Below are 23,202 nucleotides of genomic sequence, written 5' to 3'. Positions count from 1 at the left end.
GGTTAGACCGCTACCTGGTGATCCTGCAGGCCAGGACTGCTGACACGGTAGATGCCAATCTCACCTAATAGATTAGGCCATAGCTTACTGGCCCACCCATGCCGATGCTGTTGATCCACGGCAAGCCGATCAATGACCTTGGCTTCACGTGCACTGCACAAGGCTTCGAAGTCTTCGAAGGTGCAGAAGTGAATGTTCGGCGTGTTGTACCAGGTGTACGGCAAGAACTCCGAAACCGGCATCCGGCCCTTGCTCGCCAAGTACCAGCGGCAGCGCCAGTGCCCGAAGTTGGGGAAGGTGATGATGCACTGGCGACCGACCCGCAGCATTTCGTCGAGGATCTTGTCGGGGTAATGCACGGCCTGCAGGGCCTGGGTCATGACCACGATGTCGAAGCTGTTGCTGGCAAAGTTGCCCAGGCCCTTGTCCAGGTCCTGCTCGATGACGTTGATGCCCTTGGCCACGCACTCGGCAATATTGTCCGGGTCGTTTTCCAGGCCATAGCCGGTGACTTGCTTGTTGTCGCGGAGCCAGGTCAGCAGCTCGCCATCACCGCAGCCCAGGTCGAGCACGCGGCTGCCGGCGGGGATCCATTCCTGGATGATTTCCAGATCAGCTCTCATGGCTTGTTCACACCGTAATTCGCTTCATGTAATTGCTGAACGCCTGCAGGTAGCGCGGGATCGGAATCAGGAAGGCGTCGTGGCCTTGCGGAGCGTCGATCTCCAGGTAGCAAACGTCTTTCTTGGCGGCCATCAGGGCATCTACCAGCTCGCGGGAGCGGGCCGGGGAGAAGCGCCAGTCGGTGGTGAACGACATCACGCAGAACTTGGCCTTGGCGCCGGCGAAGGTTTTCGCCAGGTTATCGTCGAAGTTCGCCGCCGGATCGAAGTAGTCCAGCGCCTTGGTCATCAGTAGGTAGGTGTTGGCGTCGAACCGTCCGGAGAACTCTTCACCCTGATAACGCAGGTAGCTCTCGACCTGGAACTCGACGCTGTGGAAGTCGTAGTTGAGCTTTTCGCTCTTGAGGCCGCGGCCGAATTTCTCACCCATCGAGTCGTCCGACAGGTAAGTGATGTGCCCGACCATGCGCGCCAGCATCAGACCGCGCTTGGGGATCACCCCGGCTTCCTGGAACGAACCGCCATGAAACTCCGGATCGGTGAGGATCGCCTGGCGCGCGACTTCGTTGAAGGCAATGTTCTGTGCCGAGAGTTTGGGCGCCGAGGCAATGGCCAGGCAGTGGCGGATGCGGTCGGGGTAGGTGATGCTCCATTGCATCGCCTGCATGCCACCCAGGCTGCCACCGATCACGGCAGCCCACTGCGTGATGCCGATGCGGTCGGCCAGGCGCGCTTGGCTATGGACCCAGTCTTCGACGGTCAGCACCGGGAACTCGGCGCCGAATGGCTTGCCGGTCTCAGGGTTGGTGCTGCTGGGGCCGGTGGAGCCGTTGCAACCGCCGAGGTTGTTCAGGCTGACGACGAAAAACTTGTCGGTGTCGATCGGCTTGCCGGGGCCGATGCAGCTGTCCCACCAACCGGGCTTGCGGTCGTCGGGGCTGTGGAAGCCGGCCGCGTGATGGTGCCCGGACAAGGCATGGCAGATCAGCACGGCGTTGCTCGCCGTGGCGTTCAGCGTGCCGTAGGTTTCGTAGATCAGGTCATAGGCTGACAAGGAGCGGCCGCAGGCAAGGGCCAGGGGCTCGTTGAAGTGCGCCACTTGGGGCGTCACCAGACCAACAGAATCGGCGGGAAAGGCAGTTGGCATCGACCCTGCTCTCGTTGAAATGAGGCGTAAGTCTAAAGACCGCTGTGGTCAGCGGCAAGCAAAGGGCGGGGATGATTTTTCCTGTCAGACCGAGGCGCGGCCATCGCGGGCAAGCCACGCTCCCACAAGGGGGCGCATTCCCATGTGGGAGCGTGGCTTGCCCGCGATGAACGATGACGCGGTCACCCCGGCTGTCGCACCAGATCCGGCAAGTCCGGGAGCTTCTGTGGTGAGCAGATCCGTACCCGCTTCTGCCTGCTCAGCTCGCCGCTGAGCAGGCTCACCTGGCTCTTGGAGACGCCAAAGGCCTTGGCCAGGAAGGCCATCAGGTAGGCATTGGCCTTGCCTTCGACGGGCGGGGCGGTCAGGCGGATCTTCAGGCGATCACCGTGCAGGCCCGCGAAATCATCGCTGCGGGCCGCCGGTTGCAGGTGACATTCGAGGATCAGGTCCGCGCCGTCCCAGCGGTAATAGCTCATCAGATCAGCAGGCGCAGGATTTCCGGCATCTGCGTCATGGCGGCGAGGTTGTTGATCACCAGCATGTCGATCAGCTTGAGCGCCATGAACGCCAGGATCGGCGAAATATCCAGGCCGCCCAGGTTCGGCAGGATCTTGCGGAATGGCGCCAGGGCCGGCTCGCAGATCTGATTGACCAGTTCGGCACCCGGGTTATGGCTGCCAGGCGCGACCCACGAGAGGATCACGCTGATGATCAGGGCATAGAAGAAGATGTTGAGGAACAGCGCGGTGACCCCGATGAGCGACCAGATCAGCAGTTGCAGCGGGTTGCCGGTGGTGCCGTAAGTCAGCAGCAGGGTCAGGGCCATCAGCGCCAGTTGCACCAAGATCGCCAGGACCAGCGACGACATGTCGAGGCCGAACACGCTCGGAATGATCCGGCGCAGTGGCTTGAGCAGGGGTTGAGTGGCCTTCACGGCGAACTGGCACAGTGGGTTGTAGAAGTTGGCGCGTACCAATTGCAGTACAAAACGCAGGAGTACGATCAGCAGGTACAGGCTGCCGAGGGTTTGCAGCACGTACACCGCTGCAGTGTTCAATCCAATCATGTATGGCTCCTTATTGACCCAGTTGCTCAGCCATCTCGGCTGAACGGTGTGCTGCGGCACCCAGTGCGTGTTCCACCAGGGCTTCGAATCCGCCGGCCTGGAAGGCCTTGATCGCAGCTTCGGTGGTGCCGGCAGGTGAAGTGACGCGGCGGCGCAGTTCGGCGGCGTCGACGTCACTGGCAACTGCCATGTGCGCGGCGCCAAGGGCGGTTTGCAGGGTCAGTTGGGCGGCGGTTTCCCGTGGCAGGCCGAGCTTCTCGCCAGCGGCGGTCATGGCTTCGATCAGCAGGAAGAAATATGCCGGGCCACTGCCAGACACGGCGGTGACCGCATCCAGTTGCTGTTCTTCGTCCAGCCACAGGGCGATGCCCACGGCCGACAACAGGTCTTGCGCTTGCTGGCGTTGCTCGGCTGTGACCTGGGTGGTCGCGAACAGGCCGCTCACGCCCTGGCGCAGCAGGGCTGGGGTGTTGGGCATGCAGCGCACGATCGGCTGGGCACCTAGCCAGTTGTTCATGCTGGCGCAGGTGATGCCAGCGGCAATCGAGACCACCAGTTGCTGCGGTTGCAGGCTCGGGCGCAGTGCTTCGCAGACTACTTTCATTGCCTGCGGCTTGACTGCCAGAACCACCACATCGGCGCCGGCGATGGCGTCTGCGTTGTCGGCGAATACTTCGATGCCGTGCTCTGCGGCCACCCGCGCACGGGTCTCGGCGCCCGGATCGCTGGCGCGGATCTGCGCGGCGTCCAGGCCCTTGGCACGCAGGCCGCCGATCAGGCTGGCGGCCATGTTTCCGGCACCGATAAAGGCAATACGCGTCTTGCTCATGTCAGGTCCTTTTAAAGTGGGGTGCCAGCCAGGGTTCATGGCTGGTGATGTTTTTACTGATAGTCGCGCGCACCAAACAGGGCTGTACCGATGCGGACCCAGGTGGCGCCTTGGGCAATGGCCGACTCGAGGTCGTGGCTCATGCCCATGGACAGTGTGTCGAGCGGCAGGTTGAGGCTGTCTTGCAGGCTGGTGTTCAGCTCGCGTACGGCGGCAAAGGCAGCGTCCTGCTCGGCGCGATTGTCGGTGGGCTCGGGAATCGCCATCAATCCGCGCAAGGTCAGGCGCGGCAGGGCCTTGATCGCCGCGGCCAAGGCCGGCAGGTCGGCTGGAGTGCAGCCGGACTTGCTGGCTTCACCGCTGACGTTGACCTGGATGCAGATGTTCAGGGCTGGCAATTCAGCGGGGCGCTGTTCGGACAGGCGTTGTGCGATTTTCAAGCGATCCACGGAGTGCACCCAAGCGAAGTTTTGCGCGATATCTCGCGTCTTGTTCGATTGAATGGGGCCGATGAAGTGCCAACACAAGGGCAGGTCGGTCAATTCCCGTTGTTTGCCCAACGCTTCCTGCAGGTAGTTTTCACCAAAGTCGCGGACCCCGGCAGCGTACGCTTCGCGGACTGCGGCGGCGGGTTTGGTCTTGCTCACGGCCAGCAGCTGGACGCTGTTTGCGGCACGTTGCGCGGCCTGTTCAGCACTGCGGATGCGTGCCGCTACCTGGGAGATGTTGTCTGCTATCGTGGACATTCAAGGGACGCCGGCAGCTGAGGTTCGCGGCATTCTACTGGAATTGAGGAGTGCTATGGATATCACTGAGCTGCTGGCCTTCAGCGTCAAACAGGGCGCCTGCGACTTGCACTTGTCCACCGGCCTGCCACCGATGATCCGGGTGGATGGCGATGTGCGGCGGATCAACCTGCCGCCACAGGATGCCCGCCAGGTGACGGCGCTGATCCATGGGCTCATGAGCGAACCACAGCAGGTCGAGTTCGCGCAGGCACTGGAGCTCGACTTCTGCTACTCGGCGCCGGGTGTGGCGCGTTTTCGGGTCAATGTCTTCCATCAGCACCGGGGGCCGGGCGCGGTATTACGGATCATCCCGTCGAAGGTGCCGAGCCTGGACGAGCTGGGACTGGGGGATGTGTTTCGTCGTATTGCCGAGCTTCCCCGGGGCCTGGTGCTGGTCACCGGGCCCACGGGCTCCGGCAAGTCGACCACCCTGGCGGCAATGATCGATCACCTCAACAGCCACCGGCATCAACACATCCTGACCATTGAAGACCCGATCGAGTTTGTCCACGAGCCGCGCAAGTGCCTGATCAACCAGCGTGAAGTGCACCGCGATAGCCACAGCTTCGCGGCTGCGCTGCGTTCGGCCCTGCGCGAGGACCCGGACGTGATCCTGGTAGGGGAGATGCGGGACCTGGAAACCATTCGCCTGGCCCTCACCGCCGCCGAGACCGGGCACTTGGTGTTCGGCACGTTGCACACCAGTTCGGCGGCGAAAACCGTCGACCGGGTGGTGGACGTGTTTCCCGGTGAAGAGAAAGCCATGGTCCGCTCGATGCTCTCGGAGTCCCTGCAGGCGGTGGTGTCCCAGGCGCTGTTGAAAAAGGTCGGAGGCGGTCGGGTGGCGGCCCACGAGATCATGCTGGGTACCCCGGCAATCCGTAACCTGATCCGTGAGAACAAGGTGGCGCAGATGTATTCGGCGATCCAGACGGGTGGCGCGCTGGGCATGCAGACCCTGGACATGAGCCTGAGGTCGCTGCTGGGCAGGGGGTTGATCAGCCGTGAGCATGCGCGAGAGCGGGCGCGCTCGGCCGAAGGCCTGTAAATACAAAAAATCGCAGCCGGCGGGAATGCCACCGGCTGCGATCTGTTGATCTTGCTTTGACTCAGCTCAACTCAGCGCTGAACAATCCGCATGGTGTTCGGCTCTTTCGGCAGGACCCGCTTGGCAACCACGTAGTGGTTATCCCAGTACGGCTTCTTCAGGGTGTCGATGGAGACCGACTTGCCACGGCGTGGTGCGTGGATGAAGCGGTCGTTGCCCAGGTAGATGGCAACATGATTGACCCTGCGGCTCTTGAGCTTGAAGAAAATCAGGTCGCCGGGTTTCAGGTCCTTGCGATCGACTTTCAGCCCGTGGCCGGAGGCCATGGCATTGGAGGTGCGCGGCAGGTCTACGGCGGCTACGTCATTGAAGGCGTATTTCACCAGGCCGCTGCAATCAAAGCCTTTACTTGGGCTGCTGCCACCCCAACGATAGGGAGTGCCGAGCACATTGACTGCGCGACTCAAGACATCGCTGCTCTGCTTGGTGGCCATTGGCGGCACCAGCGAGCTGTTGGCCTTGCTCAGTTGTGGCGCTTTTACACTGTGTTTGTTTTTGCTGGTAGCAGCAGAAACATGGGATTTAGGGGTGTAACCATTAACGTTTGGAAGACGTTGCTCACGATTGGTGGCGTGGGCGGCCAGTGGCAATAATAGGCAAATGGTTAGCCATGTCTTGAAAAATGGACGCATTAGGCAAGGCTCTATATAAGGAACGCGCAACTTTATAACAGCTTTTTTGTCCTTTTCGGGGCCGTTGGTCGATTCAAACCGGGGCTCAAAACCGTCGAAGCCGCGGCAAATTGGCTCGATTGTCGGACACAAGTCAGGTGGTACAAGGCTTTGCGCGAAGTGCTTGGCTGGCAAACCACTTGTCGGCACGACATAAAAAAGTCACACAAGTCACAAAATTATTTTTCTATCGCGGCATATGAGGGACTACATGAACACCTATCGTCAGGATGTTTCACCCCAGGACACCCACAGCAAGGTGATCGGTTATCTGTTGTGGATTCTCGGCTTTACCGGGGCGCACCGCTTTTATTACGGCAAGCCGGTGACTGGCACGATCTGGTTTTTCACCTTCGGTTTGCTGGGCATCGGCTGGTTGATCGACCTGTTCCTGATCCCGGCCATGGACCGTGAGGCGGATCTGCGTTTTACCGCAGGGCCGATCGAATACAACGTGGCCTGGATTCTGCTGACGTTCCTCGGCGTGTTCGGTGTACACCGCATGTATCAGGGGAAGTGGATCAGCGGTTTGCTGTACCTGGTGACGGGCGGGTTGTTCTTTCTGGGGGTGTTGTATGACTTCTGGACCCTGAACGACCAGGTTTCGGTGCGCAACGCGCAGAATCGCGGCGCCTTCCAGTAAAAGCATCGCGGGCGGCGCTCCGCCTGCCCGCGATTGGAGCGACACGGTTCAGGCCTGGTGGCTGATCCGTCCATCCACCAGGGTGTAGCGCACCACGCCCGGTAGGCTGTGGCCGAGGAACGGGCAGTTTTCGCCCTTCGACAGCCAGGTCTCGCCGGCGACGGTCGAGGCGGCCGGGTCGAACACCACCAGGTCAGCCGCAGCGCCCACCGCCAGCTTGCCCGCCGGCAGGCGCAGGGCCTCGGCCGGACCGGCGCTGAGGCGTGCCAGCAGGGTCGGCAGATCGAGCAGGCCGTCTTCGACCAGGGTCATGGCCAACGGCAGCAGCAGTTCAACGCTGCTGATCCCGGGTTCGGTGGCGCCGAACGGCGCCAGCTTGGCGTCGCGCTCGTGGGGCTGGTGATGGCTGGAGATGGCTTGCACCACCCCGGACTTCACTGCCTCGCGCAGGCCATCGCGGTCGGCGCGGGTGCGCAGCGGCGGTTGCACGTGGTACAGGCTGTTGAAGTCGATCAACGCCTCATCGGTGAGGATCAACTGATACAGCGCCACGTCGGCCGTGACCTTCAAGCCCCGGGCCTGGGCCTGGGCGATCAAGGCTACGCCGCGGGCACTGGTGAGCTGGCTGAAGTGCGCACGCACCCCGGTTTGCTCCACCAGCAGCAGGTCACGGGCCAGGGCCACGGTTTCCGCTGTCTCGGGAATCCCCGGCAGGCCGAGGAAGCTGGCGGTCGGGCCTTCGTGGGCCAGGCCACCTTCGGCCAGGTCATGGTCCTGGGAGTGAAAGATCACCGTCAGGTCGAAGGTCGCCGCGTATTCCAGGGCCCGGCACAGGGTGCGGGTGTTGCGAAAGCTGTCCAGGCCGTTGCCGAAGGCCACGCAACCGGTGTCGCGCAGGGCAATCAGTTCGGCCAGTTGCTCGCCTTCCAGACCCTTGCTCAGGGCACCGATCGGGAACACCTTGGCATTGCCGGCTTCACGGGCGCGGTCGAGGATCAGTTCGGCGACGGCCGAGGTGTCCAGCACCGGCTTGGTGCGGGGCGGGCAGCACAGGCTGGTGACACCACCGGCCGCGGCGGCGCGGGTTTCGCTGGCAATCGTGCCTTTGCGGCTGTAACCCGGTTCGCGCAGCGCGACGTTGAGGTCGACCAGCCCGGGCGCGACCACCAGGCCCTGGGCCTCGATGGTTTGCACGGCGACGAAGCCGGCGGGTGCGGCGCCCAGGGCGACGATCTTGCAGGCTTCGATGTGGATATCGGTGACTTGATCCAGGCCACTGCTCGGATCGATGACGCGGGCGCCGAGAATGCTGAGCTTCACTGGGCGTTCTCCTGCTCGAATTGGCGCTGGGCAGTCTGCCCGCTCATGGCCATGGACAACACGGCCATACGAATGGCGATCCCGTAGGTCACCTGATTGAGGATCACCGAGTGCGGACCGTCGGCCACCGCCGACTCGATCTCCACCCCACGGTTGATCGGCCCCGGGTGCATGACGATGCAGTCCGGCTTGGCGCCGGCCAGGCGTGCGGTGGTCAGGCCGAACAGGCGGTAGAACTCGCCTTCGCTCGGCAGCAGGCCGCCGGTCATGCGTTCACGCTGCAGGCGCAGCATGATCACCACGTCGACGTCCTTAAGGCCTTCGGTCATGTCGGTGTAGACCTTCACCCCGTATTGCTCGATGCCGATCGGCAGCAGGGTCTTGGGGGCGATCACGCGGATATCCGGGCAGCCGAGGGTTTTCAGCGCCAGCATGTTCGAGCGTGCGACCCGCGAGTGCAGGATGTCGCCGACGATGGCCACAGAGAGGTTCTCGAAGCTGCCCTTGTGCCGACGAATGGTGAGCATGTCGAGCATGCCCTGGGTCGGGTGGGCGTGCCGGCCGTCACCGCCATTGATGATCGCCACTTGTGGGCAGACGTGTTCGGCAATGAAGTGCGCGGCGCCGGAGTCACCATGGCGCACGACGAACATGTCGGCCGCCATGGCCTCGAGGTTGCGCAGGGTGTCGAGCAGGGTTTCGCCCTTGCTCGCCGACGACGTCGACACGTTGAGGGTGATCACGTCCGCCGACAACCGCTGGGCGGCCAGTTCGAAGGTGGTGCGGGTGCGGGTGGAGTTCTCGAAGAACACGTTGCACACGGTCTTGCCGCGCAGCAACGGGACTTTTTTCACCGCCCGGGCGCCGACTTCGAGGAACGAGTCGGCGGTGTCGAGGATTTCCGTCAACAGCTCGCGGCGCAGGCCGTCGAGGGAGAGGAAGTGGCGCAGCTGGCCCTGATCATTGAGCTGCAGCGGGCGCTTGGTATCTAGAGGCGTCATCGCGAGGGGGACTCTCAATAGGGCGGATTAAAGGGCGAGGTCTTGCAGTTCGAGCGCAAGTTCCGGACCGGACAGCTTGACCCGTTCGTGGGCGGCCAGGGACAGGGTCGCGCCGACCACGTTCGGGCGGATCGGCAGCTCGCCGGCGTCCAGGTCCAGCAGGCAGACCAGGGTCACGCTGGCTGGGCGGCCATAGTCGAAGAGTTCGTTCATGGCGGCGCGGATGGTCCGCCCGCTCATCAGCACGTCGTCGATCAGCACCAGGTGCTGGCCTTCGATCTCGAAGGGCAGGGCCGATGGGCGCACTTGCGGGTGCAGGCCATTCTGGCTGAAGTCGTCGCGGTAGAAGGAAACGTCCAGGGTACCCAGTGGCGCGTCGCTGCCCAGTGCTTCGAGCAGGGCCTGAGCGACCCACACGCCGCCGGTGCGAATGCCGATGTAGCGCGGCTCGCTGATTCCGCGTTTGGCCAGGTAGGCGTCAAGCTGGGTCGCCATCTGGCTGATCAGTTCGACGGGATTGGGCAGGCTCATGGTTGCTCCTTCTTGGGCCCGAGCCGGGACTTGCAGGGAGAGGCTCGGGTTGTAGCTAAGAGAGTCGCTTGCTGCGGCTCTTCAGGATTCGAACAGTGCGCTGTTTTCGTCGAGCCAGCCTTGCAGCAGCAGGGCGGCAGCGATGGCGTCGACCGGGTTGTCGCGGTAGCTGCCTTTCTGCCCGCCACGGACCAGGCGTTCGCCTTTGGCCTCGAAAGTGGTCAGGCGTTCATCGTGGGTATAAAAGGGCAGGTTGTAGCGGCCATTGAGGCGCCGGGCGAATTTTTCCGCGCGCAGGCACATGTCGCTGGGCGTGCCGTCCATGTTCAGCGGCAAGCCGACCACCACCGCGTCAGGCTTCCACTCCTTGATCAGGGCTTCGACCTGGTTCCAGTCGGGAATGCCGTTTTGCGCCTTGAGGGTGCACAGCTCGCGGGCCTGGCCGGTAATTACCTGGCCAACGGCCACGCCGATCTGTTTGGTGCCGTAGTCAAAACCGAGGATCAGACGCAGGGCCATCAGGCGTGCCCCGCCTGGCTGGTGAGCAGGCTGAGGTTGACGCCCAGGTGCTTGGCCGCCGCGTCCAGGCGCAGTTCGCTGCTGGTGTTGAACAGGATGTCGGTGTCGAACGGGCAGGTCAGCCAGGCGTTGTCGGCCAGTTCGGCCTCCAGTTGCCCGGCTTCCCAGCCGGCATAGCCGAGGGCGATCAGGCTCTTGGCCGGACCGACGCCGTCGGCAATCGCAAACAGCACGTCCTGGGAGGTGGACAAGGACAGCTCGCCCTCCAGATCAACGGTCGCCTGGAACGTCATGCCCGAGGGGTGCAGCACAAAACCACGGTCGGTCTGCACCGGGCCACCGATGAAAATCGGTACATGCTGGCACAACACCGGTGGTTCGACGTCAGGGCGCAACTGCTCAAGGATATCCGCCAGGCTCAGGTCCTGCGGGCGGTTGATCACCAGCCCCATGGCACCATTGGCCGTGTGCTCGACGATGTAGGTCAAGGTGTGCGCAAAGTTCGGGTCGGCCATGTGGGGCATGGCGATCAGGAAGTGATGCTTGAGGTAGCTGGGAATGACGTTTTTCATGTGCGCTAGTGTGGCGTTGGAGGGGCAAACTGACAAGCTGGGGATGTGCAGGAAATGCCCAGAATATCCGCGAATAACTCAGGCCCCTGTGGGAGCGGGCTTGCCCGCGATGACGGCGGCACATTGATAATTGCCGTGTCAGACCCACCGCTATCGCGGGCAAGCCCGCTCCCACAGGGTTTCCTGCTGTTCAATTGCTGGAAAGCCTGTCCCCGCGGGCAAACCTCCAGGTGCGGATGATCTCCAATCGGTCAATGTCCGACAGGTCGCCGGTAAACGGCGCAAAGGGTGCTGCCAGACGCACGATACGCTGGGCCGCCTGGTCCAGCAGTGGCTGGCCGGAAGACTCCAGGACCAGCACTTCATACAGCGAGCCGTCGCGGTTGATCGAGACCATCAGGCGCAAATTGCCGTAGATCTGTTTGCGCCGCGCTTCGTCGGGATAGTTCAGGTTGCCGATGCGCTCGACCTTCTTGCGCCATTCATCCTTGTACCAGGCACCCTTGTCGCGCATGGTCGAGGCCGCACTCAGGCGGTGGATGCGCGGGCGCTTGGCATACAGCTGTTGTTCGTTGGCCAGTTCCGCCTCGAGGCTGGCGATGTCGCTGGACAGTTGGGCGCTGTCGAAGGTCGGCGTCACCGGCTTGGGCGTCGGTGCCGACTTCACTTCTTCCTTCTTGGTCGCGGCTTTTTTCGGGGCTGGCGCCACTGTGGTCACGGCGGCCTTGGGAGCGGCGACCGGTACTTGGGGTTTGACCGCGGGCGGTGGCGTGACCTTTTGCACCTTGTTGTCCTGGAACGGCGCGATCTCGGTGGTCTTGGGGATCGCCTTTTTATCCAGGGTGCCGCTGCCTTGCTGATTTTCCTGGGCCAGGAAGTCGGCTTTTTTCGGCTTGGTTTCGCTTTTGAAGGTGGCGAGGGTGATTTCCAGGGTTTTACTGATCTGCTTGGGTTCGGCAAAGGTAAACCCCAGGCCGAGGATCAGTGCCAGGTGGATCAGCGCCGCCAGGAACAGGGTAAATCCGAGGCGATCGGCCGGGCGCACGCCGCGGTGGGCGAGTTCAGGGGGCAGATCGGACGGCAGGGTCATGACAAGGAAACCAACATCGCGTTTTGCACAGGCCGCGCATGATAACGCAATGTTGGTCTGCCCTTGGGGGTTCTATATCAACGAGCCTTGAGCTTCTGATCGATGGCTGCCATCAGCATTTCGCCGATGTTCGTGCCAAATGCATTGTCGATCTCGCGAATACAGGTCGGGCTGGTGACGTTGATTTCGGTCAGGTGCTCACCAATCACGTCGAGGCCGACAAACAGCAGGCCTTTTTCCCGCAGGGTCGGGCCGACCTGGGCAGCGATCCAGCGGTCCTTGTCGGTCAATGGACGGGCTTCGCCACGGCCGCCGGCGGCCAGGTTGCCACGGGTTTCGCCCTGGGCCGGGATGCGCGCCAGGCAGTAGTCCACCGGTTCGCCGTCGATCATCAGGATGCGCTTGTCACCGTCCTTGATTGCCGGCAGGTAAGCCTGGCCCATGATCTGCTGGGTGCCCAGGGCGGTCAGGGTTTCAAGAATCACCGACAGGTTCGGATCGCCCGCGCGGTGACGGAAGATCGAGGTGCCGCCCATGCCGTCCAGTGGCTTGAGGATTACATCGCCGTGTTTGGCGGCGAACTCACGCAGCACGTCGGCGCGGCGGCTGACCACGGTCGGCGGGGTGCACTGGGGGAACAGGGTGGCGAACAGCTTTTCATTGCAGTCGCGCAGGCTTTGCGGCTTGTTGACCACCAGGACACCGGCGCGTTCGGCTTGCTCGAGCAGGTAGGTGGAGTAGACGAACTCCATGTCGAAGGGCGGATCCTTGCGCATCAGGATCACATCCAGGTCGCTCAGCAGCGCGTCGGTCTCGGCTTCGAGCTCGAACCATTTCTGCGGGTCGGCGAAGACTTTCAACGGTCGCATGCGGGCCCGCGCCTCGCCTTCGCCCTGGTACAGGTCGCTCTGTTCCATATAGAACAGTTCCCAACCGCGTGCCTGGGCGGCCAGCAGCATGGCCAGCGAGCTATCCTTTTTATAGGAAATGCTGGCGATAGGGTCCATGACAATCCCGACGCGAACGCTCATGGGTGTTTCCTCGAGTTTGAAGGGCTGGGTGTGTCTTGTGCAGGAGCGAGCTCGCTCCTGCAAAAAAACCAGCCGAAGGCCAGAAAAAGTGGCGTCAGAGTGGCGCCCGGTGGGTTCCCGGTCAAGGAAAAACCGCCTCGCGGGTCGGCCGATAGATTGGACATGGAGACTGTGCTAAAAAGGCTGGCATGTCGCGCTGGCCCTTGATCATCAAGGGTTTCGAGCCAACGGGCAGCCGCAAACGGACAAACTGATTCGCCCAGGCGATGGTAGAGCAGATATGGAACAGCATTCCAACGCCTTGAAGGTCATGGTGATCGACGATTCGAAGACCATTCGCCGTACCGCTGAAACCTTGTTACGCAATGCGGGCTGCGAGGTGATCACCGCCATCGATGGTTTTGATGCGCTGGCCAAGATCACCGACAACCATCCGGGGATCATTTTTGTCGACATCATGATGCCGCGTCTGGATGGTTATCAGACCTGCGCTTTAATCAAGAACAACAGTGCGTTCAAGGCCACGCCAGTGATCATGCTGTCGTCCAAGGACGGCTTGTTCGACAAGGCCAAGGGGCGGATTGTCGGTTCCGATCAGTTTTTGACCAAGCCATTCAGCAAGGAAGAACTGTTGAACGCGATTCGCGCTCATGTACCGGGCTTCGCAGCCGATGCGCCGCTGTAAGACACGCACAGTGATGCCCGGCCAACCGGCCTGGCGTCTACAAGAATGGGGAAGACCATGGCACGTATTCTGATCGTCGATGACTCGCCGACCGAAATGTACAAACTCACCGGCATGCTGGAAAAGCACGGCCATGAAGTGTTGAAGGCACAAAACGGTGCCGATGGCGTGGCGCTGGCCCGTCAGGAAAAGCCCGACGCGGTCTTGATGGACATCGTCATGCCCGGCCTCAACGGCTTCCAGGCGACCCGTCAACTGACCAAGGACCCGGAGACCGGCCATATTCCGGTAATCATCATCACCACCAAGGACCAGGATACCGACAAGGTCTGGGGCACTCGCCAGGGCGCCAAGGACTACCTGACCAAGCCGGTGGACGAAGACACCCTGATCAAGACCCTGAACGCTGTGCTGGCAGGCTGACGGCCGCGCCATGGCCGAGTCGCTGAGCGCCTTTGAACTGTTGCTGCAGATCGACCAGCGTTGCCGCTTGCTGGCGGCTGACTTGCCGTCCCAGCCAACCCGCAATCACGGCTGGAGCGGCATTGGCTTTCGCCTGGGCGAACACTGGTACGTGGCGCCCATGGGCGAGGTCAGCGAAGTCCTGCATGAGCCGCGCCTGACCCAGTTGCCCGGGGTCAAGCCGTGGGTTCGGGGGGTGGCCAACCTGCGTGGCCGCTTGCTGCCGGTGATGGACCTGTGCGGCTTCCTGGGCGCCGAGTTGTCGGCTCAGCGCAAGCAGCGCCGGGTCCTGGTGGTCGAGTACAAGGAAACGTTCGTCGGCCTGATGGTCGATGAGGTGCTGGGCATGCAGCACTTCGATCAGGCCCGGTTCGAGCCGGGAGCGGCAGGCAGCCAGGACGACCCGGCGGCGGCTTTCATCAAGGGTCGGTTCGAGCGTGAGCAACGCTGGCAGGTGTTCAGTCCGTTTGCCGTGGCGCAGTCGCCACGCTTCATGGATGTGGCGGTGTAGGCGGGTACCTGTAGCCGCTGCCGAAGGCTGCGTTCGAGTGCGCAGCACGCGCAAGGACGCCGGACAGGTTTCACAATGTGGGTCAACAGGCGAAGATCGATGATTAAAGTCAACACGGGCACCTCAAGCGATGGATCGCGCAGTCGTTCGCAGATCATTGCGCTGTTCATCGCGCTGATCGTGTTCATCGTGCTGTTGTTCGCCAACTTTGCCTACCTCAATACTCAAGCTTCCTACGACAAGCAGTACATCGGCCATGCTGGTGAGTTGCGCGTGCTGTCCCAGCGTATTGCCAAGAACGCCACCGAAGCGGCTGCCGGCAAAGCCGCGGCGTTCAAGTTGCTCAGCGACGCGCGCAATGACTTTGCACAGCGTTGGGGCTACCTGAAGAAAGGCGACCCGGCCACGGGCCTGCCGCCAGCACCGGCGGTGGTGCGTCCGCAAATGCGCGCCGTGCAGTTGGATTGGGAGCGGTTGCTGAAAAACACCGACGCGATCCTCTCCAGCGAGCAGACCGTGCTGTCGCTGCACCAAGTGGCCGCGACGTTGGCCGAGACCGTGCCGCAGTTGCAGGTCGAGTACGAAAAAGTCGTCGAAATCCTGCTGCAGCGCGGCGCGCCAGCTACCCAGGTAGCCATGGCCCAGCGCCAGTCGCTGCTTGCCGAGCGCATCCTTGGCGCCGTCAACACGGTGCTGGCCGGCGATGAAAACGCCCAGCAGGCCGCCGATGTGTTTGGCCGGGACGCGGCGCGCTTCGGCCAGGTGCTCAACGGCATGCTGCAGGGCAATCCCGCGCTCAAGGTCAGCCAGGTCGAGGACCGCGATGCCCGTGCTCGTCTGACCGAAATCGCCGAGCTGTTCCAGTTTGTCTCCGGTTCGGTGGATGAAATCCTCGAGACCTCGCCCCAGCTGTTCAAGGTCCGTGAGTCGGCGGGCAATATCTTCAACCTCTCGCAGACCCTGCTGGAGGAAGCCTCGCACCTGGCCAACGGCTTCGAGAACCTGGTGGGCGGACGCTCCACCGACACCATAGGCGGTTACGTGCTGGGCCTGCTGGCGCTGACCTCGATCATCCTGATTGGCCTGGTGATGGTGCGTGAAACCAACCGCCAGTTGCGCGAGACCGCCGAGAAGAACGAGCGCAACCAGAACGCGATCATGCGCCTGCTCGACGAAATCGAGGACCTGGCAGATGGCGACCTGACGGTCACGGCGTCGGTGACTGAAGACTTCACCGGGACCATTGCCGACTCCATCAACTACTCGGTCGATCAACTGCGCGACCTGGTGGCTACCATCAACCTCACGGCCGGCCAGGTCGCCGCCGCTGTGCAGGAAACCCAGGCCACGGCGATGCACCTGGCCCAGGCCTCGGAGCATCAGGCCCAGCAGATCAGCGAAGCGTCGGCTTCGATCAACGACATGGCCCAGTCCATCGACCAGGTGTCGGCGAACGCCGCCGAATCATCGGCTGTGGCCGAGCGTTCGGTGGAGATCGCCAACAAGGGCAACGAGGTGGTGCACAACACCATTCACGGCATGGACAACATTCGTGAGCAGATCCAGGACACCGCCAAGCGCATCAAGCGCCTGGGCGAGTCGTCCCAGGAAATCGGCGATATCGTCAGCCTGATCGACGACATCGCCGACCAGACCAATATCCTGGCCCTCAACGCGGCGATCCAGGCGTCCATGGCCGGCGACGCCGGGCGCGGGTTTGCCGTGGTGGCCGACGAGGTGCAGCGCCTGGCTGAACGTTCTTCCGCCGCCACCCGGCAGATTGAAACCCTGGTGCGGGCGATCCAGACCGACACCAATGAGGCGGTGATCTCCATGGAGCAGACCACCACCGAGGTGGTGCGCGGCGCGCGGCTGGCGCAGGATGCCGGAGTAGCCCTGGAAGAAATCGAAGGCGTTTCGAAAACCCTTGCGGCGCTGATCCAGAGCATTTCCAATGCGGCGCAGCAACAGACGTCGTCGGCGGGACAGATTTCCTTGACCATGAACGTGATCCAGCAGATCACCACGCAAACCTCGTCGGGCTCCACGGCCACCGCAGAGAGCATTGGCAACCTGGCGAAAATGGCCAGTCAGTTGCGGCGCTCGGTGTCCGGCTTCACCTTGCCGGCGGTACCGGAGCGCGGAACCGACAAGACCTGAACCCTGCACGCTGGGAACGAATTTTGACTGGAGTGGTTATGGGTGATCGGCACGACTATGTGGCCCTTGAATGGGTCAAGGGCGAAATTGCCGAAACGCTGAAGCAGGCCTACCTTGCCCTCGATCAACTGGTCGAGGACCCGCAGGCGCTGCACGCGCTCGAGCAATGCCTGGCAGGTATCCATCAGGTCCATGGCAGTCTGCAGATGGTTGAGTTCTACGGTGCGGCCCTGCTCGCCGAAGAGATGGAGCAACTGGCAGCAGCCTTGCAGCGTGGCATGGTGGCCCATCGCGACGAAGCCATCCGCCTGCTGCAACAGGCCCTCGGCCAATTGCCGATTTACCTCGACCGCGTGCTCAGCGCCCGGCGCGACTTGCCCCTGGTGGTGCTGCCGCTGATCAATGACTTGCGCAGCGCCCGTGGCGAAGGCCTGCTCGCGGAAACCAGCCTGTTCAGTCCACAACTGCAAGAACTGCCGGCCCTGACGGAGGCGCAACTGGCGCTGCTGGAGCCGGCAGACTTGCCCAATGTGTTGCGCAAACTGCGACAGATGCTGCAGATGGGCCTGGTCGGCCTGCTGCGCGAACAGGACGACAGCACAAACCTGGGGTACCTGGCCAAGGTCTTTGCACGCCTTGAGGCGCTGTGTGCCGATGCGCCATTGAGCCCGCTGTGGCAGGTGGCTTCAGCGCTGGTCGAAGGCATGCTCAGTGGCCGTATCGATAACAGTCCGGCACTGCGCAGCTTGTTCAAGGACACCGACAAGGAACTCAAGCGCCTGCTGGAACACGGCATGCCGGCCATCAACCAGGCAGCGCCGCCCGAATTGCTGAAAAGCCTGCTGTTTTATATCGCCAAGGCGCAATCCCCCAGTGCCCGGATGTTAATCATGAAAGATCGCTACGGGCTGGATGACGCCTTGCCTGACAACGCCTTGCTCGATGCAGAGCGTGCGCGCCTGGCTGGGCCTGACCGCGACGCCATGCGCTCGGTGCTGGCTGCCTTGTGCGAGGAACTGGTGCGGGTCAAGGAACGCCTGGACCTGTTCGTGCGCAGCGACCGCCAGCATGCCTCGGACCTCGACAGCCTGCTGGCGCCGCTGCGGCAGATTGCCGACACCCTGGCGGTGCTCGGTTTTGGCCAGCCGCGCAAGGTCATCATCGACCAGTTAGGCGTGGTGCTGAGCCTGGCCCAGGGGCAGCGCGAGCCCAACGATGCGATCCTGATGGACGTCGCCGGTGCCTTGCTCTACGTCGAGGCGACCCTGGCGGGCATGGTCGGTATCGTCGAGGAAAACCGTGAAGAAAGCCGGCTGCCGACCACCGACCTGACGCAGATCCACCAGATCGTCATCAAGGAAGCCCGCCTCTGCCTGCAACAGGCCAAGGACATGATCGTCGAATACATCGATGCCCACTGGGATCGCCAGCCGTTGCAGTTACTGCCGGACTTGCTGACCCAGGTTCGTGGTGCGCTGGCGATGATTCCCCTGCACCGTGCGGCGAGCCTGCTGGAAGCCTGCAACAGTTACATTCGTGAACACCTGCTGGCGGACCGCACGCCGCCGGATTGGCAGCACCTGGACAACCTGGCCGATGCCATCACCAGCATCGAGTATTACCTGGAGCGCTTGAGCGAGGACCCGCAAACCCTCGGCGAGCAGGTGCTGGATGTGGCCGAACAGAGTCTGGCGACACTCGGCTATCAGCCCAGCGCGGTTCATCTGCCACCGTTCAATCCGTCGCCGAGTGCCGATGGCGGTCGGTTCGCCGAAGCTGACCCGGCCGCCCAGCAGTCGCTGGCAGATGCCCTGGCCAGCCCGGTGTCGGCCGTCAACCCGCCGGCCGTGAGTACCCCCGACAGCCTGCAACCACCGCCGGCCGATGAAGAACCGGTGGATGACGAGTTGCGCGAGGTGTTCCTCGAGGAGACCGCCGAAGTCCTGGATATCCTGCGCGAGTACCTGCCGCGCTGGTCGGCCAACCCAGGCAGTGCTGCGCTCCTGGGCGAACTGCGGCGGGCCTTTCATACCTTGAAGGGCAGTGGACGGATGGTCCGCGCGCTGGTGCTCGGCGAACTCGCCTGGGCCGTGGAAAACCTGCTCAACCGAATACTCGAACACAGTGTCGAGCCTGGGCCGCAGGTCGATGAGCTGTTGCGCGACACGCTGCACCTGCTGCCAGAGCTGGTGGCGGAATTCGCCGCCAGCCACCAGCGCCAACGCGATGACGTGGACCACCTGGCAGCCCGTGCCCACGCGTTGGCCCGGGGCGCGGCCCTGCCCGAGCAAGCGAGCGGAGCGCACGCTGGCGCCGCCGATCCGCAGTTGCTGGAGATCTTCCGCAACGAAGCCGACAGCCACCTCAACAGCCTCCAGCGCTTTCTCGAGCAGGCCGCCGAACATCTGCCGTTGCAGGCCACTGACGAGTTGCAGCGTGCGCTGCACACCCTCAAGGGCAGCGCGTCGGTGGCCGGTGTGGTACCGATCGCCGAGCTGGCGGCACCCTTCGACCAACTGGCCCGCGAATACAAGGCGCACCTGTTGGCCCTGGACCTGGATGAAGTCGAACTGCTGCTGGAGGCCGAAGGCTTGCTGCGCCGCGGCTTGGCGCAATTGCAGGGCAACCCGCTGGTGGAAATCCGCGGCGCGCCTGATCTGATCCTGCGCACCCAGGCCCTGCTCGCCGAGCGCCTGGAAGCCTTGCACAGCTCGCCCGACAGCGGTGTGCGGATCAAGCGTGACCCGCAGTTGATCAACAACTTCCTGGCCCAGGGCATGGACATCCTGCTGGACGCCGAAAGCCTGTTGCAACGCTGGCAGCAACACCCCGGCGAGCGCCAGGAACTGACGGCCTTGCTGGATGAGCTGACGACCCTGGGTGAGGGCGCACACCTGGCCGACCTGCACCCGATGGATGAGTTGTGCGAGGCCTTGCTCGACCTGTATGGCGCCGTGGAGGAAAGCAGCCTGGCGGTCAGCGAGCGGTTCTTTCACGAGGCCCAAAGTGCCCATGAAGCCTTGATCAACATGCTCGACGAACTGGCGGCAGGCCAGGAAGTCAGTCACCAATCGGCTCGTGTGCACGCCCTGCGCGATCTGCTTGATGAAGGCCTGGATCCGTCCGCGATGGGCCTGATCCGCAGCGACGGCAGTCGCACCCTGAGTATTACCGAACTTGGCAGCGTCACCGCCGAACTCGGGCAGTCCTCGCCGACGCCATTGGCGGCGGACGATGAAATGGAGGCGATTTTTCTCGAAGAGGCCGTGGACATTCTGGAGAGCGCCGGGCAGGCCTTGCAGCGTTGGCTCACGGAACCGCAGAACCCTGCGCCGTTGTTGTCGCTGCAGCGCGACTTGCACACCCTCAAGGGTGGGGCGCGGATGGCCGAGATCGGACCGGTGGGTGACCTGGCCCACGAGCTGGAAAGCCTTTACGAGGGGTTGGTGGACCGGCGCTTGAGCTATAGCACCGAGCTTGGCCAGTTGTTGCAGCAGAGCCACGACCGCCTCGCGCAACTGCTGGAGCAATTGCAGCGCCAACAGCCGCTGGGCGATTGCACGGCATTGATCGAGGCCATCGCGCAGTGGCGCCAAGGCAGCGCCAGCCCTGCCGACGCCGCTGCACAGGCGTCCGCCGAGGATGCGCCGGGCAATGACCCGGAGTTGCTGGAGATCTTCCTCGAGGAAGGCTTCGACATCATCGACAGTTCGGGCGCAGCCTTGCTGCGCTGGCAGGCCGACCCGCAAAGCCGCCAGGAAATGGAAACCCTGCTGCGCGATCTGCACACCCTCAAAGGTGGCGCGCGAATGGTCGAGATTGCGCCGATTGGCGACCTGGCCCATGAACTGGAATTTCTCTACGAAGGCCTGTCGACCGGCTTGCTGCAGGCCACACCGGCGCTGTTCGGGCTGTTGCAACGCAGCCATGACCGGCTGGCGCAGATGCTCGACGCTACCCGTGCCGGTCAACCGGTAGCGCCGGCCGAGCGCCTGCTCGAGGCCATCCAGGCCTTCAGTCACCCCTCGGCGGTCGAGCGTGCTGCGCCATCGGTGGCGCTCGACAGCCTGGCGCAGAACAAGCCGGAGCCGTCCGCGCCGCCCGCTGAAGCGGGCGCCGATATGGTCAAGGTGTCCGCCGAACTGCTCGACGACCTGGTCAACCTGGCCGCCGAGACTTCGATTTTTCGTGGGCGTGTCGAGCAACAGGTCAACGATGCCCGGGTGACCTTGAGCGAGATGGAAACCACCATCGAGCGCATGCGCGATCAACTGCGCCGCCTCGACACCGAAACCCAGGGACGCATCCTCAGTCGCCAGCACGTCGACGCCGAGCGCCTGGGCTACGAAGAATTCGACCCGCTGGAAATGGATCGCCATTCGCAACTGCAGCAGTTGTCGCGGGCGATGTTCGAGTCTGCTTCCGATCTGCTCGACCTCAAGGAAACCCTCGATCGGCGCAATCTCGACGCCGAGAACCTGTTGCAGCAACAGGGGCGGATTAACAGTGAGCTGCAAGAAGGCCTGATGCGCACGCGCATGGTGCCGTTCGAACGGATGCTGCCGCGCCTCAAACGCATCGTCCGCCAGGTCTCCAGCGAGCTGGGCAAAGACGTTGAGTTTATCGTCGGCAACGCCGAAGGCGAGATGGACCGTAATGTCCTTGAGCGCATGGCCGCCCCGCTGGAGCACATGTTGCGCAACGCCATCGACCATGGCCTGGAGTCTGCGCAAGTACGCCGCGCTGCCGGCAAGCCCGAGCAGGGGCGGATCAGCCTGGACCTGTCCCGCGAGGGCGGCGATATCATTTTCGACATCCGTGACGACGGTGCCGGCGTGCCCCTCGATGCCGTACGGCGCAAGGCGATCAAGCGCGGGCTGCTGGCCCCCGAAAGCAGCCTGAGTGACCGCGATGTGCTGCAGTTCATCCTGCAGCCCGGCTTCTCTACTGCCGAGAAAATCACCCAGATCTCCGGGCGAGGGGTGGGCATGGACGTGGTGCATGAAGAAGTGCGCCAGCTCGGCGGCCTGATGAGCATTGACTCGGTCCCGGGCAAGGGCGTGCATTTTCGCATTCGCCTGCCGTTCACGGTGTCGGTCAACCGTGCGTTGATGGTGCAGTGTGGCGAGGATCTGTACGCGATCCCGCTGAACACCATCGAGGGTATGGTGCGAGTCCTGCCCAGCGAACTGGAAGCCCGCTACCAACTGGATCCGCCCCGGTACGAGTACGCCGGACAACGTTATGAGCTGTGCTACCTGGGCGAGTTGCTCAAGACCAGTATTCGCCCGCGCTTGCTGGGGCAGAACCTGCCGCTGCCGGTGCTGCTGGTGCAGTGCAACGAGCGGCATATCGCGGTGCAGGTCGACGCCATGGCCGGCACCCGGGAAATCGTGGTCAAGAGCCTCGGCCCGCAGTTTGCCGCGGTCCAGGGCCTGTCCGGCGCGACGATTCTCGGTGATGGCCGGGTGGTGCTGATTCTCGACCTGCTGGCGCCGTTGCGGGCGATGCAGGTACGTTTGCCGGCGCCGGCCGCGACCAGCCCGGAAGGCGAGCCGCAGCGCTCGATGCTGGTGCTGGTGGTGGACGATTCGGTCACCGTGCGCAAAGTCACCAGCCGGCTGCTGGAGCGCCACGGCATGAGCGTGCTCACGGCCAAGGACGGGGTGGACGCGATGCAGTTGCTGGAAGAGCACATGCCCGACCTGATGCTGCTGGACATCGAAATGCCGCGCATGGACGGCTTCGAAGTGGCCACCCAGGTGCGCAACGATCCCCGCCTGCAGCACCTGCCGATCATCATGATTACCTCGCGCACCGGGCAAAAACACCGTGATCGGGCAATGGCCATCGGCGTCAACGACTACCTCGGCAAGCCGTACCAGGAATCGGTGCTGCTCGACAGTATCGCCCTGTGGAGCAAGGCCCATGCTTGAGCACCGTACCAGCCACCTCACCGGGCTGCTGCTGCCCCTGGCCGACCGCACCCTGATCCTGCCCAACGTCGCCGTTGCCGAGCTGATCGACTATCAGCCCGGAACCTTCGACCTCGACTCACCGCCCTGGTACCTGGGTCAGGTCAACTGGCGCGACCGCCAGATCCCGCTGCTGAGTTTCGAGTCGGCCTGCGGCAGCAAAACGGTGATCGGCGAACGCGCCCGCATCGTCATCCTCAACACCCTGGGCGGGCGAGCCAACCTCAGGTTCATCGCCCTGTTGGTCCAGGGCATCCCACGCTCCTGCAAGCTCGACAGCCAGTTGAGCTACGTCGACGTGCCGCTGTGTGCACTGGAACAGGCAGCGGTACAAGTCGTCGATCACGTAGCAAAAATCCCCGATTTGCTGGCGTTGGAGGCGTTGTTGGTGGGGGCGGGGTTGGTTGTTGAATGAGTGTTCCCATATAGACGTATGAAAGCGTTCATATGTCGTTGTCTGGTTTTTG

22 protein-coding genes are annotated in these 23,202 nt (G+C 63.0%); 8 read left to right on the top strand and 14 right to left on the bottom strand.

Annotation, left to right across the window (positions count from 1 at the left end; translation table 11 throughout):
* Window positions 1-2 precede the first annotated feature (2 nt).
* The 6 genes from metW to CKW24_RS00740 form a co-directional block, all read right to left on the bottom strand.
* Complete coding sequence (gene metW / locus CKW24_RS00765) at window positions 3-623, bottom strand: methionine biosynthesis protein MetW (protein ID WP_095164532.1); 621 nt, start codon at window positions 621-623, stop codon at window positions 3-5.
* 7 nt (window positions 624-630) lie between these two features.
* Window positions 631-1,770 (bottom strand): homoserine O-acetyltransferase, encoded by a 1,140-nt coding sequence (locus CKW24_RS00760; protein ID WP_095164530.1) that lies wholly within the window; start codon window positions 1,768-1,770, stop codon window positions 631-633.
* Window positions 1,771-1,952: 182 nt separating this feature from the next.
* Window positions 1,953-2,249 carry a DUF167 domain-containing protein gene (locus tag CKW24_RS00755; protein WP_095164528.1) on the bottom strand — a complete coding sequence of 99 codons (297 nt, stop codon included), beginning with the start codon at window positions 2,247-2,249 and terminating at the stop codon, window positions 1,953-1,955.
* On the bottom strand, window positions 2,249-2,839 hold the full coding sequence (locus CKW24_RS00750) for a YggT family protein (RefSeq protein ID WP_095164526.1): 591 nt from the start codon (window positions 2,837-2,839) through the stop codon (window positions 2,249-2,251). The genes CKW24_RS00755 and CKW24_RS00750 overlap by 1 nt, the downstream gene beginning before the upstream one ends.
* A 10-nt stretch (window positions 2,840-2,849) precedes the next feature.
* Window positions 2,850-3,668, bottom strand: coding sequence for a pyrroline-5-carboxylate reductase (proC, locus tag CKW24_RS00745; protein ID WP_095164524.1), 819 nt, complete (start codon window positions 3,666-3,668; stop codon window positions 2,850-2,852).
* Window positions 3,669-3,721: 53 nt separating this feature from the next.
* Entirely contained in the window at window positions 3,722-4,414 is a 693-nt protein-coding gene (locus CKW24_RS00740; protein WP_095164522.1) for a YggS family pyridoxal phosphate-dependent enzyme, read from the bottom strand.
* A 55-nt stretch (window positions 4,415-4,469) separates the two neighbouring features.
* On the opposite strand from CKW24_RS00740, the gene CKW24_RS00735 reads away from it, so the two are divergent.
* The gene (locus tag CKW24_RS00735; protein ID WP_095164520.1) at window positions 4,470-5,504 is read left to right on the top strand and encodes a type IV pilus twitching motility protein PilT; all 1,035 of its coding nucleotides are present in this window, start codon (window positions 4,470-4,472) and stop codon (window positions 5,502-5,504) included.
* A 71-nt stretch (window positions 5,505-5,575) separates the two neighbouring features.
* On the opposite strand, the gene CKW24_RS00730 is transcribed toward CKW24_RS00735, so the two are convergent.
* Window positions 5,576-6,196 (bottom strand): C40 family peptidase, encoded by a 621-nt coding sequence (locus CKW24_RS00730; RefSeq protein WP_095164518.1) that lies wholly within the window; start codon window positions 6,194-6,196, stop codon window positions 5,576-5,578.
* Window positions 6,197-6,446: 250 nt separating this feature from the next.
* On the opposite strand from CKW24_RS00730, the gene CKW24_RS00725 reads away from it, so the two are divergent.
* A complete protein-coding gene (locus CKW24_RS00725; RefSeq protein WP_095164516.1) occupies window positions 6,447-6,878 on the top strand; it encodes a TM2 domain-containing protein in 432 nt (143 codons plus the stop codon).
* Window positions 6,879-6,926: 48 nt separating this feature from the next.
* Here the strand turns inward: CKW24_RS00725 and CKW24_RS00720 are convergent, their stop codons facing one another.
* The 7 genes from CKW24_RS00720 to gshB all read right to left on the bottom strand — a co-directional run bounded on the left by CKW24_RS00720 (window position 6,927) and on the right by gshB (window position 12,942).
* Complete coding sequence (locus tag CKW24_RS00720) at window positions 6,927-8,198, bottom strand: dihydroorotase (protein ID WP_095164514.1); 1,272 nt, start codon at window positions 8,196-8,198, stop codon at window positions 6,927-6,929.
* On the bottom strand, window positions 8,195-9,199 hold the full coding sequence (locus CKW24_RS00715; protein WP_095164512.1) for an aspartate carbamoyltransferase catalytic subunit: 1,005 nt from the start codon (window positions 9,197-9,199) through the stop codon (window positions 8,195-8,197). The genes CKW24_RS00720 and CKW24_RS00715 overlap by 4 nt, the downstream gene beginning before the upstream one ends.
* 27 nt (window positions 9,200-9,226) lie before the next feature.
* Window positions 9,227-9,730, bottom strand: a complete 504-nt coding sequence (pyrR, locus tag CKW24_RS00710; RefSeq protein WP_095164510.1) for a bifunctional pyr operon transcriptional regulator/uracil phosphoribosyltransferase PyrR — start codon at window positions 9,728-9,730, stop codon at window positions 9,227-9,229.
* Between the two features lie 81 nt (window positions 9,731-9,811).
* A complete protein-coding gene (gene ruvX, locus CKW24_RS00705) occupies window positions 9,812-10,249 on the bottom strand; it encodes a Holliday junction resolvase RuvX (protein ID WP_008007435.1) in 438 nt (145 codons plus the stop codon).
* The gene (locus tag CKW24_RS00700) at window positions 10,249-10,821 is read right to left on the bottom strand and encodes a YqgE/AlgH family protein (RefSeq protein ID WP_095164508.1); all 573 of its coding nucleotides are present in this window, start codon (window positions 10,819-10,821) and stop codon (window positions 10,249-10,251) included. Before CKW24_RS00700 ends, ruvX begins: the two co-directional genes overlap by 1 nt.
* A gap of 190 nt (window positions 10,822-11,011) precedes the next feature.
* Window positions 11,012-11,911: an energy transducer TonB gene (locus CKW24_RS00695; RefSeq protein WP_095164506.1), complete on the bottom strand. Its 900-nt coding sequence runs from the start codon at window positions 11,909-11,911 to the stop codon at window positions 11,012-11,014.
* A 77-nt stretch (window positions 11,912-11,988) separates the two neighbouring features.
* A complete protein-coding gene (gene gshB, locus CKW24_RS00690) occupies window positions 11,989-12,942 on the bottom strand; it encodes a glutathione synthase (protein ID WP_095164504.1) in 954 nt (317 codons plus the stop codon).
* Window positions 12,943-13,222: 280 nt separating this feature from the next.
* Here gshB and pilG point away from each other — a divergent pair, with 280 nt between their 5' ends.
* From pilG to CKW24_RS00660, 6 genes are all read left to right on the top strand, one after another.
* Window positions 13,223-13,627 (top strand): twitching motility response regulator PilG, encoded by a 405-nt coding sequence (gene pilG, locus CKW24_RS00685; protein WP_095164502.1) that lies wholly within the window; start codon window positions 13,223-13,225, stop codon window positions 13,625-13,627.
* Between the two features lie 57 nt (window positions 13,628-13,684).
* Window positions 13,685-14,050: a twitching motility response regulator PilH gene (pilH, locus tag CKW24_RS00680; protein WP_095165186.1), complete on the top strand. Its 366-nt coding sequence runs from the start codon at window positions 13,685-13,687 to the stop codon at window positions 14,048-14,050.
* 10 nt (window positions 14,051-14,060) lie between these two features.
* On the top strand, window positions 14,061-14,600 hold the full coding sequence (locus CKW24_RS00675) for a chemotaxis protein CheW (protein ID WP_095164500.1): 540 nt from the start codon (window positions 14,061-14,063) through the stop codon (window positions 14,598-14,600).
* 99 nt (window positions 14,601-14,699) lie between these two features.
* The gene (locus CKW24_RS00670; protein WP_095164498.1) at window positions 14,700-16,760 is read left to right on the top strand and encodes a methyl-accepting chemotaxis protein; all 2,061 of its coding nucleotides are present in this window, start codon (window positions 14,700-14,702) and stop codon (window positions 16,758-16,760) included.
* Between the two features lie 38 nt (window positions 16,761-16,798).
* Window positions 16,799-22,696: an Hpt domain-containing protein gene (locus CKW24_RS00665; protein ID WP_095164496.1), complete on the top strand. Its 5,898-nt coding sequence runs from the start codon at window positions 16,799-16,801 to the stop codon at window positions 22,694-22,696.
* Window positions 22,689-23,150 carry a chemotaxis protein CheW gene (locus tag CKW24_RS00660; protein WP_095164494.1) on the top strand — a complete coding sequence of 154 codons (462 nt, stop codon included), beginning with the start codon at window positions 22,689-22,691 and terminating at the stop codon, window positions 23,148-23,150. Before CKW24_RS00665 ends, CKW24_RS00660 begins: the two co-directional genes overlap by 8 nt.
* Window positions 23,151-23,202: the final 52 nt, after the last annotated feature.

Source organism: Pseudomonas sp. Irchel 3H3 (assembly GCF_900187635.1).
Lineage (GTDB): Bacteria > Pseudomonadota > Gammaproteobacteria > Pseudomonadales > Pseudomonadaceae > Aquipseudomonas.
The sequence above is the reverse complement of the archived record's forward strand: the minus strand, read 5'-3'. Positions and strand labels throughout refer to the sequence as shown.

Coding starts and splice junctions, on each gene's coding strand:
- metW (WP_095164532.1), bottom strand. CDS start 623: ATGAGAGCTGATCTGGAAATCATCCAGGAATGGATCCCCGCCGGCAGC.
- CKW24_RS00760 (WP_095164530.1), bottom strand. CDS start 1,770: ATGCCAACTGCCTTTCCCGCCGATTCTGTTGGTCTGGTGACGCCCCAA.
- CKW24_RS00755 (WP_095164528.1), bottom strand. CDS start 2,249: ATGAGCTATTACCGCTGGGACGGCGCGGACCTGATCCTCGAATGTCAC.
- CKW24_RS00750 (WP_095164526.1), bottom strand. CDS start 2,839: ATGATTGGATTGAACACTGCAGCGGTGTACGTGCTGCAAACCCTCGGC.
- proC (WP_095164524.1), bottom strand. CDS start 3,668: ATGAGCAAGACGCGTATTGCCTTTATCGGTGCCGGAAACATGGCCGCC.
- CKW24_RS00740 (WP_095164522.1), bottom strand. CDS start 4,414: ATGTCCACGATAGCAGACAACATCTCCCAGGTAGCGGCACGCATCCGC.
- CKW24_RS00735 (WP_095164520.1), top strand. CDS start 4,470: ATGGATATCACTGAGCTGCTGGCCTTCAGCGTCAAACAGGGCGCCTGC.
- CKW24_RS00730 (WP_095164518.1), bottom strand. CDS start 6,196: ATGCGTCCATTTTTCAAGACATGGCTAACCATTTGCCTATTATTGCCA.
- CKW24_RS00725 (WP_095164516.1), top strand. CDS start 6,447: ATGAACACCTATCGTCAGGATGTTTCACCCCAGGACACCCACAGCAAG.
- CKW24_RS00715 (WP_095164512.1), bottom strand. CDS start 9,199: ATGACGCCTCTAGATACCAAGCGCCCGCTGCAGCTCAATGATCAGGGC.
- pyrR (WP_095164510.1), bottom strand. CDS start 9,730: ATGAGCCTGCCCAATCCCGTCGAACTGATCAGCCAGATGGCGACCCAG.
- ruvX (WP_008007435.1), bottom strand. CDS start 10,249: ATGGCCCTGCGTCTGATCCTCGGTTTTGACTACGGCACCAAACAGATC.
- CKW24_RS00700 (WP_095164508.1), bottom strand. CDS start 10,821: ATGAAAAACGTCATTCCCAGCTACCTCAAGCATCACTTCCTGATCGCC.
- CKW24_RS00695 (WP_095164506.1), bottom strand. CDS start 11,911: ATGACCCTGCCGTCCGATCTGCCCCCTGAACTCGCCCACCGCGGCGTG.
- gshB (WP_095164504.1), bottom strand. CDS start 12,942: ATGAGCGTTCGCGTCGGGATTGTCATGGACCCTATCGCCAGCATTTCC.
- pilG (WP_095164502.1), top strand. CDS start 13,223: ATGGAACAGCATTCCAACGCCTTGAAGGTCATGGTGATCGACGATTCG.
- pilH (WP_095165186.1), top strand. CDS start 13,685: ATGGCACGTATTCTGATCGTCGATGACTCGCCGACCGAAATGTACAAA.
- CKW24_RS00675 (WP_095164500.1), top strand. CDS start 14,061: ATGGCCGAGTCGCTGAGCGCCTTTGAACTGTTGCTGCAGATCGACCAG.
- CKW24_RS00670 (WP_095164498.1), top strand. CDS start 14,700: ATGATTAAAGTCAACACGGGCACCTCAAGCGATGGATCGCGCAGTCGT.
- CKW24_RS00665 (WP_095164496.1), top strand. CDS start 16,799: ATGGGTGATCGGCACGACTATGTGGCCCTTGAATGGGTCAAGGGCGAA.
- CKW24_RS00660 (WP_095164494.1), top strand. CDS start 22,689: ATGCTTGAGCACCGTACCAGCCACCTCACCGGGCTGCTGCTGCCCCTG.